The organism is Microbispora siamensis (genome assembly GCF_016863095.1).
In the GTDB taxonomy this organism is placed as follows: Bacteria; Actinomycetota; Actinomycetes; order Streptosporangiales; family Streptosporangiaceae; genus Microbispora; species Microbispora siamensis.
Genome location: NZ_BOOF01000042.1, coordinates 45,843 through 60,847 on the forward strand (window position 1 = coordinate 45,843; position 15,005 = coordinate 60,847).

Genomic DNA, 15,005 nt, shown 5'->3' on the forward strand with positions numbered 1-15,005 from the left:
GCTACGTCGGCAGGCCCGTCGGCCAAGGAGCCGGCGGCAGCGCGTCGTCCTCCTCCCGCTGTCGTCTGCGCGCCCGCCTGGTGAGCACGAGCAGGACGGCCACGCCCGCGCCCGAGCCGGCGAAGGCGCCGAGCGCGATGCCGCCGGACAGGAGGATCGCCCCCGTGTCGCGCCGTACGACCATGATCGGGTCGTGGTCGTTCGCGGTCGAGCGGACGGCACGCGACGGATTCTGCACGCCCGGCCCCGACGCCGTGGCGCGGTGGCGGGCGAGGGTGGCCGCGACGCTCAGCGCCCGGTAGGCGTTGACCACCCCGAACCCGGTGCCGGTGTTGTACGGCGCCCGGCGGGCCGGCGACGACGTGAGCGCCTGGGCGACGAGGGCGGGCGACATGCGGGGGTAGCGCGACTTGATCAGCGCGGCGACGCCGGAGACGAGCGCGGTCGCCTGGGAGGTCCCCCGGCCGACCCAGTACTCGTCGCCGGGACCTGCCCCGAGGACGTCGACGCCCGGCGCGGCCACCATCACCGAGGAGTTGCGGTTGGAGAACGAGGCCCGCCTCAGCGTGGACGTGACGGCGGCCACCGAGATCACGCCGGGGATCGCGGCCGGGTAGGAGTACGGCGCGGTCCTCTTGCCCGCGCCGTCGTTGCCCGCCGCGGCGACGAGGACGACGCCCTTGGAGATCGCGTACCTGATCGCCTTACGCTCGTCCTGCGTCGGCATGTCCTTCGACAGCGACAGGTTGATGACCTCGGCGCCGTGGTCCACGGCGTAGCGGATGCCCTTGGCGACCACGGCCTCGTACCGCGCGTCGGAGTTGAACGTCCGGAACCCCGGCTCCTCGTCCTCCAGGATCACCCGCACGGACAGCACCCTCGCCTCCGGCGCGATGCCGATGATGCCGTCGGCGCCGCCGGGACCGTGCCCGTGCCCGGCGATGAGCGAGGCCATGTACGTGCCGTGCAGGCGCACCGGCTGCACTCCGCGCGGGTTGGCCCCGGCCGTGTAGTCCCTCCCGGTGACGACCGATCCGGCGAGGTCGCGGTGATCGGGGTCGACTCCCGAGTCCAGGACCGCGACGGTCACGCCCCTGCCTTTCGTCAGCCGCCAGGCGTCGTCGACGTCGAGCGTGCGCAGCACGTCCTGCTGGCTGAGCCGTACGTCGTCGGCCCTGGCCGGGCCGGGCACGAGGAACGCGCCGCCCGACAGGGCGAGCGCGGCGGCCGACGCGGCCAGGACCTTCCGCCGGAGCGCGGTCAGCACTGCCACTCCTTGGCGGCGCAGTCCGGCGATGCCGGGGCGGTGAGGATCGCCGCGATCTCCTCGGCCAGGTCCTCGGTGAACGAGAACATCGTCTCCCGCTGCTCCCCGAGCGCCCGGGCCGGACGCCCGTCGACCTGCCCCGCCGTCGTCATCACGAGGTACGGCCCGGCCAGACGCAGGATCAGCGACTGGCGCCCGCTCGCGGTGAAGCGGTCGGTCACGGTGCCGGGAAACGCGAGGGGGCGCAGCCCGGGGGCGGCGGAGTTGACGCCGGGAAAGATGGGGATGGCCGAGCGCGCCCTGAGCTCGTCGGGGAAGACCGCCACGCCGATCGTCACCACGATGCCCTGGAGGGCGTCGAGGTAGGTGGCCCGCAGGATCGCCCGGCAGCCGGCGTCCTTCATCTGGCCCGCGATGGCCGCGTCGACGGCGCTGCGGCAGTCGGTGCGCGAGGAGATGCCCACCCGCCGCGCCGACTCGCGCGCGCCCTGCTCGCTGGTGTACGCCAGGGTGGCGGGAAAGATCCGGCCGGCCGGCCAGCGCTCCCACCGCAGCGCCGTCTCGGCCGCCTGTGCCTCGCGCAACTCCGCGGCGCTCGGTCCTCTGGTCAGTTCGGCGACGGCGGCGCTGGCCGCGATCCCGCCCACGATCGCGCAGACGACGGTGATCGCGGAGGCCACGGCCACGGCCGGCCAGGTCCGCGTCTCGCCCACTGCGCCTCCGTTCCCTTCGCGGCCTCCCTCCTCCAGTGACCTTAACGCGACCTACCGACCGCCATCCCCACAAATGCCCTCGGAAAGTACTTGACGCTTCGGAAAGTGAAAAGTACTTTCCTCACTGGAAAGAGGTGGTGACGCGAATGAACCCCGAGGAAGCGGCGCGGAGCCTGGCGACGATCCGGCAGACGCAGGCGAAGGCGCTGTCGGCCGAGCCCTGGTTTCCCACCTGGTACGGCGTCGGCGTGGGACTGTTCGTAACCGGCATGCAGTTCGTCACCGAGCCCGGCACCCCGGTCCCGGTGACGGTGGCCGTGGGGCTCCTGCTGTTCGCCGGCCTGGGCGCGCTGGTCGCCGTGCTGGTCCGCACTCGCAGGATCAAGGCCCACCGCAGTCTGACGCGCCCGAAGATGATCGCCGCCCTGATGGCCTGGATCGGCACGGCGATCGCGCTCTGCCTGGCCCTGGCCTTCACGATCGACGCCGCCGGGGTGGCCTACGCCCGGACGTACGCCGCCCTCGTGATGACCGCGTACCTGCTCGTCACCGGGCCCCTCGCCGGCCGCCTGCTCACCGGGATGCTGGTGCGCCGGGCGGTGGGCGGCTCGTGATGGAGCTCGACCCCGTCATCCACGCGCCGACTCGGCTGCAGATCGTGTCGCTGCTCGCGGCGGCCGAGGAGGCGGAGTTCGGGTTCGTCCGCGACACCGTCGGCGTCAGCGACTCGGTCCTGTCCAAGCACGGCAGCGCGCTGGAGAGCGCCGGATATGTCGCCGTACGCAAGGGATACGTGGGCAAGCGGCCCAAGACGTGGTTCAGGCTCACGGACAGGGGACGGGCGGCGTTCGCCGCGTACGTCGAGAACCTGCAGCGCATCGTCGCGCCCAGCGGCCTCAGCGTGGTGCCGGACGACCGCGTTCAGAGCGTGCACGGCGAAACGGCCGCCGCCTCCTCATCGGGAGGCGGCGGCCGTCGCCGTGTCGTCGCGGATCAGTAGGTCGGCAGGCTGGGGTCGACCGTCTTGATCCAGCTCAGCACGCCACCGCCCACGTGGACGGCGTCGGAGAAGCCGGCGTTCTTCAGGACCGCGAGCACCTCGGCCGAGCGGGCGCCCGACTTGCAGTGCAGCACGATCTTCTTGTCCTGCGGCAGCTTCTCCAGGGCCGAGCCGTTGAGGAACTCGCCCTTGGGGATCAGCACGGCGCCGGGGATGTTGACGATCTCGTACTCGTTCGGCTCGCGGACGTCGATGATCATGATGTCGTCGCCCCGCTCGCGCATCGCCTCGAGCTCGGCCGCGGTGATCGTGCTGCCCGCGGCGGCCTGCTGCGCCTCGTCGGAGAGCGTGCCGCAGAACGCCTCGTAGTCGATCAGCTCGGTGATCGAGGGGTTCTTGCCGCACAGCGGGCACTCGGGGTCCTTGCGGACCTTCACGTCGCGATACTTCATCTCGAGCGCGTCGTAGATCATGAGGCGGCCGACCAGCGGCTCGCCGATGCCGGTGATGACCTTGATGGCCTCGTTCACCTGGACGGAGCCGATCGACGCGCACAGCACGCCGAGCACGCCGCCCTCGGCGCAGCTCGGGACCATGCCCGGCGGCGGGGGCTCGGGGTAGAGGCAGCGGTAGCACGGGCCGTGCTCGGCCCAGAAGACGCTGGCCTGCCCGTCGAACCGGTAGATGGACCCCCACACGTACGGCTTGCCGAGCAGCACGGCCGCGTCGTTGACCATGTAGCGGGTGGCGAAGTTGTCCGTGCCGTCCACGATGAGGTCGTAGCCGGAGAAGATGTCCATCACGTTGTCGGTCGTGAGAGCGACGTTGTGGATGATCACGTTGACCAGCGGGTTGATCTCGCGCACGCTCGCGGCGGCCGACTCGGCCTTCAGGCGGCCCACGTCCGACTGCCCGTGGATCACCTGGCGCTGCAGGTTCGACTCGTCCACGACGTCGAAGTCGACGATGCCGAGCGTCCCCACCCCGGCCGCGGCCAGGTACAGCAGCGCGGGGGAGCCCAGGCCGCCCGCGCCCACACACAGGACCTTGGCGTTCTTGAGGCGCTTCTGACCCGCCATGCCGACGTCGGGGATGATCAGATGGCGCGAGTAGCGGCGCACCTCGTCAACCGTCAGCTCTGCTGCCGGCTCTACCAGCGGTGGCAACGACACAGTTCCACTCCCGTTTTCGTGCCAATGGTCGCGCTCGGCTCCATGGGCCCATCACAAGCTCTTCTCACAACTTAACCGGGGTGGCCCCGCATTCCCCAATCACGCTGTTCGGCGCAGGGGCGCCCTGGTGTAGGCCAGCAGGCGGCGCGCCTCCCGGGCCACGAGCTCCGGATACTCCATCTGCGCCACGTGACCGGCGTGCGGGAGTGTGACCAGGCGCACGTCGCGGAAGACCCGTCCGGCCCGGTGCGCCATGCGGGCGTGGACCAGCCGGTCGCGCAGGCCGTACACGACGAGGGTGGGCACGGCGACCCGCTCGGCCTGCCGCCAGAGGTTGTCGGGGCCCACGCGGAAGTACTCGCGCACGATCGCGCGGGCGCAGCCGACCATGGCCGCCCCCGCGTGCGGCAGGCCGTCGCGGCGGCGCAGTTCCTCTATCGCCTCGCGCAGCCGGTCCGGGTGGACCCGCCCGGCGTCGGCGTAGCACATGCTGAGCGTCGCCTGGACGCGCCGCTCCGGCGGCAGCGCGCTCAGCCAGCGGACGGCCAGTTCGCCCAGGCGCGGGGCGGCCGACATGGCGATCCTGGCCGGGCCGTACCTCGGCAGCAGGTCGGGCAGCGCCGGCGAGACCAGCGTCAGCGACCTGACGAGGTCGGGGCGCGTGGCCGCGACCCGCACCGAGACCGCGCCGCCCATGGAGTTGCCGAAAAGGTGCACCGGCCCCTCCCCCAGGGCCTCGACGAGCCGGACCACCGCCCTGGCGTGGGCGGGGACCGAATAGTCGCCGTCCGCGGGCTCCGGGGAGTATCCGGCCCCGGGCAGGTCGACGGCGACCCCCCGCACCTCGTCGGCGAGCTCACCCATCAGGTCGGTCCAGTTGGTCGCCGAGCCCGCCAGTCCGTGCACGTATATCGCGGTCTCCGGCGGCCCCTCCGGGGTCGTCCGCACATGGATGCGTGCGTCCCCCACCTCGATGAGCCGGCCGGGCCACGGTGGAATCGGCTCGACACCCACGTGTCCTCCCCTGTTCGCCTCGCGTTTCTCGACCATAACCCCGCCCGTACGCCGCCTCGGGCGGCACTCCCGCTACCCCAGCCGCGCGGGATCGATCATCCGGGTTCGCCCCGATCGGCGAGGAGCGACATAAGGCCAATATCGGCCCTATTCGGACATTTCGAAATGCGGATAGGAATCGCAATTCGGACCAAAGCCATCCTATCGGTGCCAACGATGCCAATAAAGCGATAAGTGAATGGCAAAAGCCGCCGACCGCCGTTTGTCACACGGACGGTGAGGAAAACAAGACAATGCAGGGATGATCCACCAAGGGTCATCAGTAAGGGCATTTTCCGAACGACTTGGAAAACGCCGGAGTGTCGGGGCAACAATCCTTCAAGGAGGACATGAAATGCCCAAGTTCAACAACCTGGTCGGGATCCTCGCGATCAGCGCCGCGCTCACCGGTGGCGCCGTCGCCCTGGGTACCACTGTCGCCGCCACCAGCGCGAACGCCGCGACCGTCATGGGCGGCTATGTGGGCGGCGGTGGCTACTACCCCTACGCGAACTACAACCGCAACCGGAACGCGCAGCGGCAGAAGAACAAGGCTCTGAACGCCAACAAGAACAAGAACAAGAACAAGACGAAGCAGTGGCAGCACGAGCGGCAGAACCAGGCCCAGAACCAGTTCCTGCTGCGTGACTTCACGCTCGTCCTCACGCCGTTCCAGAAGACGGACACCGACGCGCGGGCGCTTCCGTACAACTGGCAGTACGGCAACTCGCAGTCGTTCCCGACGACCCGTACGAACAGCTTCAGCGACCAGTTCAACAACCCGCGTCAGGACCAGGACTCCCTGGCTCAGCCGAAGACGAACACGGCCACCGAGGTCAACCCGCGCGTGAAGAAGAAGGACGTCGACGCGGACATCGACGTGGACGTGGAGAAGGAGAAGAAGGAGAAGAAGGAGTACGACAACGACTACCGGCCGTACATCGTGCCCTGACGGGATCCGCACGAGCGGCGTCGGTAGACGTCCCGGCCACGGCGGGTGACGCACCAGCCGACGGCCACCCGTACTCGTGACCGGCGGCCTCACCTGAGCCGGAACCCGCGAGCGACGGGAGATACGCGCGACCGGCGGAGCGGCGGCCACACCCGCCCGGCGGGACGGGCGGCGACCGGATGGCCGTGAGACACGGCGCCGGCGCCACCCGTGTCCGCCGCTCCGTCCGCGGTCGAGCGAGCAGTTGAGAGAGCAGAGCACCCGCGGCGTGTTTCGAGGAGAGGGCCGCCGGTGCCAGGCGAACGCATCGCGCCGCGTCACACACGACGGCGCCGAATCCACTACCACCCGCCCCGATCCCTCAGGGGACCGGGCCGGGGTCGCGATATTCAGAGGAGAAACACCCAGATGTCCGTGTTGAAGAACATCGCCGGGGCCCTCGCCCTCGGCACCGCGCTGAGCGGCGCGGCCATCGTGCTCGGTGGCGCCACCGCCGGCACGGCCAGCGCAGCGACCGTCATGGGCGGGTACGTTCCCGCTCCCTCCGGCGGTGTCCGCTACGTCCGGCCGAGCTACAACCGCAACTACAACACCAACCGGCAGGCCCAGGGGCAGAAGGGCCGTAACAAGAACAAGAACAAGAACAAGAACAAGAACCACGAGTGGCAGCACGCTCGTCAGTCGGAGACCCAGAGCCAGTTCCTGCTGCGTGACTTCACGCTCGTTCTCACGCCGTTCCAGAAGTCGTCGAACGGCTCCGCGGCGGTGCCGTGGAACGCCCAGTGGTCGCAGAACTCCACCGTCCCGACGACGAACACCACCGACTGGAACCAGATGCACAACCGGCCCTGGCAGGACCAGTCCTCGCAGGCCGACCCGCGCACCAACACGGCCACCCAGATCAACCCGCAGGCCAAGACCAAGGATGTCGACATCGACGTCGACGCCGACATCAAGAAGAAGGAAGAGGAGAAGAAGAAGAAGGACGACTACGAGCGTCCGGGGTACGAGCCCGTCCCCTGATCCGCGGCGTCCTTCGCATGGCCGGGATGACCGGTCTCGCTGAGCCTCGGGCCTACGGCCCGGGTGCCGGATGAATGTGCCCGTGCTCACCGGAGCGTGGAGTTCCGCGCCCATCGTGAGCACGGGCACTTTTCGTCGCCCCCACTTCGACCGCTCTTCGCCGCACCCACCCAGGGTTCGTCATCGGGGTCCCCGGCTTCCCTCGGCCGCCACCTCGGGGATTTCGCCCACCCCACCCCCACTCCACCGCGCCGCAGGCTCTGCTCGCGGGCCTCAATCGCCGGGGTCGCCTCGCCCGCCGCGGTCCGCTCCACGCCCTCTCGAACGCCCCCTGGAACGCCGCCATGCGAGACCGTCCACCCCCGTGCGATCCCGGCCTCGGCGGCCTGTCACTGACGCTCCGCGGCGTCTCCGGCCTCCGCCCCGCATCCCGCAGTCGAATCGGACATTACGGGACAAGTCGCTCTTTTCTCCTCCAATTCGTTCCATAGCCTGCTAATAGCTGATCAAAAGCCATAGAGGCGCGTTTGTCGGGTGATGCCGCCGGACATCAACGTATCGCAGGAACCCGGCCCACGGGGGCCATAGAGATATTTCTCTCGAATCTCCAACAGAGAAATATCGAAGGATGCGGGGAATTCTCAATCCTTTTCCAAGGGGGACAGCAATGCCCAAGTTCAAGAAGGTTCTCGCCGGACTCGCACTCGGCACCGCGATCGCCGGGGGCGCGATCGCCATGAGCGCCACGGCCGCGAGCGCCGGCTGCGAAGACGGCTTCTTCGGTATGGGCGGCATGCCCTGCAACAACAACTTCGTTCCCTTCAACTGTAACAACAACAACAACTGCCAGCCGTTCAACAATTGCAACAACAACAACTGGTGCAACAACAACCAGAACAACTGCTTCAACAACAACCAGAACTTCTGGAACCAGAGCGCCTTCTGCGACGACCTCGACAGCGACTCCAACTTCGCCATCGTCGGCCCGTGCGCCACGATCGCCTTCAGCGACAAGACCAACCGCAAGAGCAACTTCTTCAACAACGGCTGGTTCAACAACAACTGCTGGTGGAACAACAACCAGAACAACAACTGGTGCAACAATAACAACAACAACTTCTGCAACTGAGAAAGGCGGGGCCGGCAACGGCCTGCGAGACGACCGCGCCGCTCGGAATCCTGCCAGGTGAAGGGATGACGGAAACGGCCGGCCACACCGTCCTCCACCGCCTTGACAGGAGAACGGCGCCCTGAGGCGCAGTCACGTTCCCGTGGCGTCGAAGGCTCCGTGAGCACTCCACACTCCGGGAACGGCCGTTCGATCCAGCAGAAACAAGGGCTCCGGCGAGACTCTCGCCGGAGCCCTGACTTTTCCCCCGTACGGCGGGCTCAGGCGCCGGGTCAGGCACCGGGCCCGAAGCGACAGTTTCGCGCCCAGGTTCCTGACAGCACGCAAGCCCTCCAGGACGCCTTTCCCGGCCCGGCCGGACCGGCCCCGGCCTTGCGCAGCGGCACGCGGGCGGACGACGCCCACAACACCGCAGGCGCCTCAGGCGCCGTCACCTCCGCTTCCGCCTCACGACGCAGCTCCGATACGTGAACGCCCTCACCGGAAATCGGTCAATCGAGACATTTCTCTTCTAATACCTCTAAGTCAGTTCATAAGACTCTAACTAGTGATCAAAAGGCTTAGATGGCCGTTTGTCGGGCCAGCCTGCTGGAAATCATGACAGCACAGGAAGTTAGGGCTCAATCAAGAGCCCGAAGGACATTTCTCTCAGAAATGCCCTAAACAAATTCAGGGATACTGAATCCTGTCAAGGGGGACACGCATGTCCAAGCTCCACAAGATCATCGCTGGTCTCGCGCTGAGCACCGCCGCCGTCGGCGGCACGCTCGCCCTGGGCGCCGGTGCCGCCGGCGCTGCGACCAGGACCGGCGACGTGGACCGTCCCATCGTGAAGGACGGCCTGGCCAACGGCGTCGACGACAGCACGGGCGGCATCGCCCAGGGCAACCGGGGTATCGGCGAGCGCGGTGAGCGGGAGAACGTCTTCCCCGTCTTCTTCAACCCGAACAACAACAACTTCGATAGGAACGACCGCAACCACAACTTCAACCAGAACGACGACAACTGCTGGTGGAACAACCAGAACTTCTGGAACCAGGGGGCGTTCTCCGACAAGCGGGACGACTTCTCCGGCTTCGGCCTCGTCGCCAAGGACGTCGCGATCGGCTTCCAGGACAAGACGAACAAGGACAACACCTGGTTCAACAACAACTGGTGGAACAACAACAACTGGTGGAACAACAACGACAACAACTGGTGGAACCGCAACGACAACGACCGCGTGAACTGAGAAGGCAGGTCCAGCGGCTACTGCGAGACGATCGCGCCGTTCCGGGAAGATGACGGATCCGGAAAACCTCCCACGAGGTCTCCGACTCCGGCTCACGGACTGGCGCCGTTGAGTGCAGAGACACGTTCCCCGCCCGGCCGGCCGCTCGCTCACCGAGCGACGGCAGCCTGAACGGGAACGGCCGTCAATCCTCCTACAGTGACAACCAAGGGCTCCGGCGGGAAGGTTCCGCCGGAGCCCTGCTCTTTTCCCCTGACCGCGGTCATCGCCGCAACTCCCTTCCCTCCGCGGCCTTTCCTCCGTCCGCGATCGCGACCGCTTTCCGACCTCGCCGACCTCACCGACCAGCCCGGCCGACCCCCGAAAGGCGAACCCAGGTAAGCCGGCGCCCCCGCTCGCCGCACCCCGGACCGCGTCCACTCCTGGGGGGCAAATCGTACCTATCACTACATAAGGCGCATTATCCATCGAATCAAGCCTATACGCAGCTAATCATTAACTAAAAGCAGCAGACGTCAGTTTGTCGGGCCGCCCGGCAGGAAATCACCCTAGCGTCGGAAGCAAGGCTCAATAAGAGCCATGAAGAAATTTCCACCCGCCGCAGGCGGGTGGGAAATACCGATAAACGCAGGGCAATTCGAAATCGAATCCTGTCAGGGAGGAACCATAATGCCCAACCTCAAGAAGATCTTCGCAGGGCTCGCGCTCAGCACCATGGCCGTCGGCGGGGCCGTCGCCATGGGCGCCACGGCCGCCAGCGCCGACGACAACCCCTTCTGGACCAAGAAGGAGGACCGCCCCATCGTCAAGGACGGCGCGGCCAACGGCGTCGACGACAGCACGGGCGGCATCGCCCAGGACAACAAGAAGGGGGAGGACTTCTTCCCGCACGCGTTCTCCCCGAACAACAACCGGGAGCGCAACGACCGCGACCACAACATCAACGACCGACACCAGAACAACTGGTGGGACACCAACAACTGGTGGGGCCAGAACCTCTACAAGGACGACAAGTCTCAGCACGACGCATTCGGCCTCGTCGCCAAGGACGTCGCCTTCGGTTTCCAGGAGAAGGACGACAAGGCCTTCAACTGGCTCAACAACAACTGGTGGGCAGACCAGAACTGGTGGGACCACAACAACAACGACTGGTGGAACCGCAACGACCGCGAGCACAACAACAAGGACAACAACCACAACAACAACGTCTGATCCGCGAGGCCTGACGCCTCGCGCGACACCGCGCCGTCCGGTCGGGTGACGGGAGCCTGTGGGCGGGACCGCCCACGAGTGCCTCTCCGTCACCGGCCGGGGACGACGGCGCCGGTGAGTGCAACCAGGTGTTTCCAGCGCATCCGCGCACTGAGCGGCAGGAAGCCTGGAAGCGCCGTCCACCTGATGGCATGAGACAAGGGCTCCGGCGAGATCCTCGCCGGAGCCCTGACCTTTGCGCCCCCGTTCTCGCCCCGCCGACGCCTCACGCGCCGCCCTGAGAGGACCGGCTTCCGCAGACCGAAGCGAACCCGAACTGGGGATTGAGAGGCACCGCGACGGGGAAGCCAAGCCCGCCCTACCCCGGATTCCGCACAGACACGTCAGGCACGCATGTCGATCAGGTCAGCGGTCGCCTAACCCCAGGCATCGCGCCACAACGCGAGCCCAAATCCCCTCCGGCCGAGTTTGCCGGGAGGCCGCATCGGCAATTAAGACGCCACGGGCGATGACCGGACATACAGGACATCACCCGGACATTTCCGACAGTCACTGGGAATGTCGCACTCGGGCACTCCATCCTTCGAGGAGGACCTCAATGCCCAAATTCCGGAACGTCATCACCGGTCTGGCGGTCAGTACGGTAATGGCCGGCGGCGCGCTCGCCCTGAGCGCCACCACGGCTCACGCAGCCACCCCTGGCACCCCGACCATCAGCAGCAACTGGGGCCACGGCTGGGACCACTGCGGGCGTCGCGGTCGCGGCTGCCGTAACACGGCCGTCAACCGGAACGACTTCCGCTTCTTCAAGTTCAAGAAGGAGAAGAAGATCAGTCGGCCCGTCGTGGCCAACGCATCCGGTGACGCCGTCCTCGAGATCGACGGCGACGACGACGACTGACACTGACGGGTGACACCCACTCGTACGGGGCCGCCGGCGCGAAGCCGCGGTGTCCGGGCCCGCCCTGATCACGCCTCCGCCACCTTCGTGGCGATCGGGCGGCGGTGAACGGGCGACCGAGAGCCTGCGGCCCTGTACGGATCGCCCACCTTCCGTACCGTGAACAAAGCCCCGGCGGAAACGCCCGCCGGGGCTCCTCCGAAACGACCCGGGCTTACGCGGAGCGGCGGGTCTTCCGCTTCTTCGGCGCCTTCTCCTCCTCGTCCGCACCGTCAGAGGCGGCCTTCCTGGCGGCGGAGCCGGAGGCGGCGGCCTTGGCGGCTCTGCCGGGCGACTTGGCCGCAGGGGCGCCCTGGCGCTCCCGTTTGGCCGCCTCGACGCTGGCCCGCAGCGCGGCCATGAGGTCGACGGCCGGCCCGGCCTCGGCCGGAGCCTCGGGAGCGACGACCTCCTTGCCCGCCACCTTGGCCTCGATGACCTCCTGCAGCGCCTCGCGGTAGGCGTCCTTGTACTCCGTGGGATCGAAGTCCGCCACCATCGTCTCGATCAGGGACTCGGCCATCTTCAGTTCCTGGGGACGTACGTCGACGTCCTCCTCCAGGAACCCGAAGTCGGCCTCGCGGATCTCGTCCGGCCAGAGCATCGTCTCCAGCACGAAGACGCCGTCGCGGACGCGGAGCGCGGCCAGCGACTCGCGCTGCCGCAGGGCGACCTTCACGACCGCCACCTGTCCCGACCGCTCCAGAGCGTCCCGCAACAGCACGTACGGCTTGGCGCCCTGCCCGTCCGGCTCCAGGTAGTAGGACTTGGCGAAGTAGATGGGGTCGATCTGGTCCGCGGGAGTGAACTGCAGCACGTCGATCCTGCGGGAGGTGGTCAGCGGCAGGTCGGCGAAGTCCTCGTCGGTCAGCACGACCATCTCGCCGGTCGCGAGCTCGTATCCCTTGGCGATGTCGGAGTAGGGCACCTCTTCGCCGTCGATCAAGCAGACCCTCTTGTACTTGATCCTGCCGCCGTCCTCCCGGTGCACCTGGTGGAATGTGACGTCCTTCTGTTCGGTCGCCGAGTAGAGCTTCACCGGAATCGTGACAAGACCGAACGAGATCGCGCCTTTCCAGATGCTGCGCATAGCCACATTCTCGTCTCTGTGTTCGAACAACGCTATGGTGGGATTCAAGGGAGTTACCTCATGGGCAGGTACCCACTATGGCGGTGCCGTATCCGATCGAGCCGATGCTTGCCATTCCAGGAGAAATGCCCTCCGACCCCGAGGCGTACGCGCTGGAGGTGAAGTGGGACGGCATCCGGGCGCTCGCGTACGTCGACGGTGGCGTGCGGGTTACCGGGCGGCACGGCGCCGACTTCACCTCCCGCTATCCCGAGATCTCCGCCGCCATGGCCCCGCTGGCCGGGCGCAGGGCGGTCGTCGACGGCGAGGTGGTGGCCTTCGACCCCGAGGGCCGGCCCAGCTTCGCCCGGCTGCAAAGGCGCATGCACATCACCGATCCCGCCGGGGCCCACGTGCTCGGCCGGCTGCCGGTCTCCTACCTGCCCTTCGACCTGCTCCATCTCGACGGGCACACGCTGCTGGACCTGCCCTACCTGGACCGGCGGGCGCTGCTCGACTCGCTCGGCCTGGGCGCGCCGCCGTACCTCCCCTGCGAACCGGCGGTGCTGGAGGCGACCAGGCGGCAGGGACTGGAGGGCGTGGTCGCCAAGCGCCTCGACTCGCCGTACCGGCCGGGGCGCAGGGCGGAGTGGTGGATCAAGGTCAAGAACCTGCGTACCGCCGAGGTGGTCGTCGGCGGCTGGCGGCCGGGCAAGGGCCGCCGCGCGGGGGGCGTCGGATCGCTCCTGCTCGGCATGTACGCCGGGGCCTCTCCGGCCGCGTTCCTCTTCGTCGGCCACGTGGGCACCGGGTTCACCGACGCGATGCTCGGCGACATCCTCCGTCTGATTGAGCCGCTCGAGATCGGGCAGAGCCCCTTCTCTGACGGGCTTCCGAGGGAGATCTCCAGGTACGCCCGGTGGGTGCGGCCCGAGGTGGTCGGCGAGGTGGCGTTCACCATGTGGACGCGCGACGGGCGGCTGCGCAACCCTGTGTGGCGGGGCGTGCGCGGCGACAAGGTCCCCGCGGAGGTGCGGCGGGAGGAGCAGCGATGACGGAGAAGGTGCGGGTGAAGGTCGAGGGCCGCCTGCTTGTCCTGACCAACCTGGACAAGGTTCTCTATCCCGACACCGCGTTCACCAAGGCCGAAGTGATCGACTACTACACCCGGATCGCGCCGGTCCTGCTGCCGCACCTCAAAGGGCGCCCGCTCACGGTCAAGCGTTACCCGAACGGCGTCGACGGCCAGTTCTTCTTCGAGAAGAACGTCCCCGAGCACACGCCCGACTGGGTCCGTACGGTGACCCTGCCCGCGCCGGGCAGCACCAAGAACCGCGAGGAGATCGACTTCGCCGTCGTGGAGGACCTGCCGACCCTGGTCTACTACGCCAACCTGGCCGCCCTGGAGATCCACGTGCCGATGTGGCGGGTGGCCAAGGACGGCGAGCCGCAGCCGCCCGACACCCTCGTCTTCGACCTCGACCCCGGCGCCCCCGCCACGATCGTCGACTGCTGCCGGGTCGCCGTCCTGCTGCGGCAGGCCCTGGCCGACGACGGCCTGGAGTGCCATCCCAAGACCAGCGGCCAGAAGGGCATGCAGCTCTACGTCCCCTGGGACCGGGGCCCGGGCACCTCCGACTACGCCAAGGCGCTCGCCCGGCGGATGCAGGCCGAGCATCCGTTCGTGACCAGCGTGATGGCGAAGAAGGAGCGGCCGGGCAAGGTCTTCATCGACTGGAGCCAGAACAACCCGGCCAAGACGACGGTCGCGCCCTACTCGCTGCGCGCCGCCGCACGGCCGACCGCGTCCACTCCCCTGTCGTGGGAGGAGGTCGAGGCGTGCGACAGCCCGGACCAGCTGGTGTTCACCGCATCTGACGTGCTGGAGCGCGTGGCGGAACACGGCGACATGTTCGGAGCCCTCACCGTTTAGCCCGGCCGCCACCCTGGCCGTAGTGTTGGACCTGTCGCAGCCGACCTTCGAACGGAAGGACAAGCAGATGCCCGAGATGGACCCCCTCGACGAGGTGGTCGAGGAGATCTCGATCGAGGCGCCGGAGGCCGACGCGGTCGAGCAGCACCAGCTCGTCAAGGTCGCCGACGACAGGCGCTGGCCCGAGCGCGTCCCGTTCGACGCCGACCCGGCCGACGTGGCCGAGCAGGAGCGTACGGTCGACCTCGACGACGACGACTATCGCTGATCCGGATTACCGACACGTAGGATGAGGCCGCGGGGCGGGAGCC

General features: G+C 67.9%; 16 protein-coding genes. 11 read left to right on the forward strand and 5 right to left on the reverse strand.

Going from position 1 to position 15,005, the window contains the following annotated elements; translation table 11 throughout:
• Nucleotide 1: 1 nt before the first annotated feature.
• Nucleotides 2-1,267, reverse strand: coding sequence for a S8 family peptidase (locus tag Msi02_RS31785; RefSeq protein WP_204051609.1), 1,266 nt, complete (start codon nt 1,265-1,267; stop codon nt 2-4).
• Nucleotides 1,261-1,980: a hypothetical protein gene (locus Msi02_RS31790; protein WP_239108893.1), complete on the reverse strand. Its 720-nt coding sequence runs from the start codon at nt 1,978-1,980 to the stop codon at nt 1,261-1,263. The genes Msi02_RS31785 and Msi02_RS31790 overlap by 7 nt, the downstream gene beginning before the upstream one ends.
• A 146-nt stretch (nt 1,981-2,126) precedes the next feature.
• On the opposite strand from Msi02_RS31790, the gene Msi02_RS31795 reads away from it, so the two are divergent.
• Together Msi02_RS31795 and Msi02_RS31800 are read left to right on the forward strand one after the other, a co-directional pair.
• Nucleotides 2,127-2,594, forward strand: coding sequence for a hypothetical protein (locus Msi02_RS31795; RefSeq protein ID WP_204051610.1), 468 nt, complete (start codon nt 2,127-2,129; stop codon nt 2,592-2,594).
• Nucleotides 2,594-2,980 carry a winged helix-turn-helix domain-containing protein gene (locus tag Msi02_RS31800; RefSeq protein WP_204051648.1) on the forward strand — a complete coding sequence of 129 codons (387 nt, stop codon included), beginning with the start codon at nt 2,594-2,596 and terminating at the stop codon, nt 2,978-2,980. The genes Msi02_RS31795 and Msi02_RS31800 overlap by 1 nt, the downstream gene beginning before the upstream one ends.
• On the opposite strand, the gene moeZ is transcribed toward Msi02_RS31800, so the two are convergent.
• On the reverse strand, nt 2,974-4,152 hold the full coding sequence (gene moeZ, locus Msi02_RS31805; protein ID WP_204051611.1) for an adenylyltransferase/sulfurtransferase MoeZ: 1,179 nt from the start codon (nt 4,150-4,152) through the stop codon (nt 2,974-2,976). The genes Msi02_RS31800 and moeZ overlap by 7 nt on opposite strands.
• A 99-nt stretch (nt 4,153-4,251) precedes the next feature.
• A complete protein-coding gene (locus Msi02_RS31810) occupies nt 4,252-5,166 on the reverse strand; it encodes an alpha/beta fold hydrolase (RefSeq protein ID WP_204051612.1) in 915 nt (304 codons plus the stop codon).
• Between the two features lie 394 nt (nt 5,167-5,560).
• Between Msi02_RS31810 and Msi02_RS31815 the strand changes: the two genes are divergently transcribed.
• The 6 genes from Msi02_RS31815 to Msi02_RS31840 all read left to right on the forward strand — a co-directional run bounded on the left by Msi02_RS31815 (nt 5,561) and on the right by Msi02_RS31840 (nt 11,653).
• Entirely contained in the window at nt 5,561-6,157 is a 597-nt protein-coding gene (locus tag Msi02_RS31815; RefSeq protein WP_204051613.1) for a hypothetical protein, read from the forward strand.
• Nucleotides 6,158-6,565: 408 nt separating this feature from the next.
• Complete coding sequence (locus tag Msi02_RS31820; RefSeq protein WP_204051614.1) at nt 6,566-7,180, forward strand: hypothetical protein; 615 nt, start codon at nt 6,566-6,568, stop codon at nt 7,178-7,180.
• A 667-nt stretch (nt 7,181-7,847) separates the two neighbouring features.
• Nucleotides 7,848-8,309, forward strand: a complete 462-nt coding sequence (locus Msi02_RS31825; protein WP_204051615.1) for a hypothetical protein — start codon at nt 7,848-7,850, stop codon at nt 8,307-8,309.
• Nucleotides 8,310-9,012: 703 nt separating this feature from the next.
• On the forward strand, nt 9,013-9,540 hold the full coding sequence (locus tag Msi02_RS31830) for a hypothetical protein (protein WP_204051616.1): 528 nt from the start codon (nt 9,013-9,015) through the stop codon (nt 9,538-9,540).
• Nucleotides 9,541-10,209: 669 nt separating this feature from the next.
• Nucleotides 10,210-10,752 (forward strand): hypothetical protein, encoded by a 543-nt coding sequence (locus Msi02_RS31835; protein ID WP_079315480.1) that lies wholly within the window; start codon nt 10,210-10,212, stop codon nt 10,750-10,752.
• A gap of 598 nt (nt 10,753-11,350) precedes the next feature.
• The gene (locus Msi02_RS31840; RefSeq protein WP_204051617.1) at nt 11,351-11,653 is read left to right on the forward strand and encodes a hypothetical protein; all 303 of its coding nucleotides are present in this window, start codon (nt 11,351-11,353) and stop codon (nt 11,651-11,653) included.
• Nucleotides 11,654-11,867: 214 nt separating this feature from the next.
• Here Msi02_RS31840 and ku read toward each other — a convergent pair whose 3' ends face one another.
• The gene (ku, locus tag Msi02_RS31845) at nt 11,868-12,782 is read right to left on the reverse strand and encodes a non-homologous end joining protein Ku (RefSeq protein ID WP_204051618.1); all 915 of its coding nucleotides are present in this window, start codon (nt 12,780-12,782) and stop codon (nt 11,868-11,870) included.
• 104 nt (nt 12,783-12,886) lie between these two features.
• Here ku and ligD (Msi02_RS31850) point away from each other — a divergent pair, with 104 nt between their 5' ends.
• Genes ligD (Msi02_RS31850) through Msi02_RS31860 form a run of 3 tightly spaced genes read left to right on the forward strand, consistent with a single transcriptional unit; the run spans nt 12,887 to nt 14,962 of the window.
• Nucleotides 12,887-13,816 (forward strand): non-homologous end-joining DNA ligase, encoded by a 930-nt coding sequence (ligD, locus tag Msi02_RS31850; protein ID WP_275414194.1) that lies wholly within the window; start codon nt 12,887-12,889, stop codon nt 13,814-13,816.
• Nucleotides 13,813-14,694, forward strand: coding sequence for a non-homologous end-joining DNA ligase (gene ligD / locus Msi02_RS31855; RefSeq protein ID WP_204051620.1), 882 nt, complete (start codon nt 13,813-13,815; stop codon nt 14,692-14,694). Before ligD (Msi02_RS31850) ends, ligD (Msi02_RS31855) begins: the two co-directional genes overlap by 4 nt.
• A gap of 22 nt (nt 14,695-14,716) precedes the next feature.
• Nucleotides 14,717-14,962, forward strand: a complete 246-nt coding sequence (locus Msi02_RS31860) for an Rv3202a family protein (RefSeq protein WP_239108895.1) — start codon at nt 14,717-14,719, stop codon at nt 14,960-14,962.
• Nucleotides 14,963-15,005 lie beyond the last annotated feature (43 nt).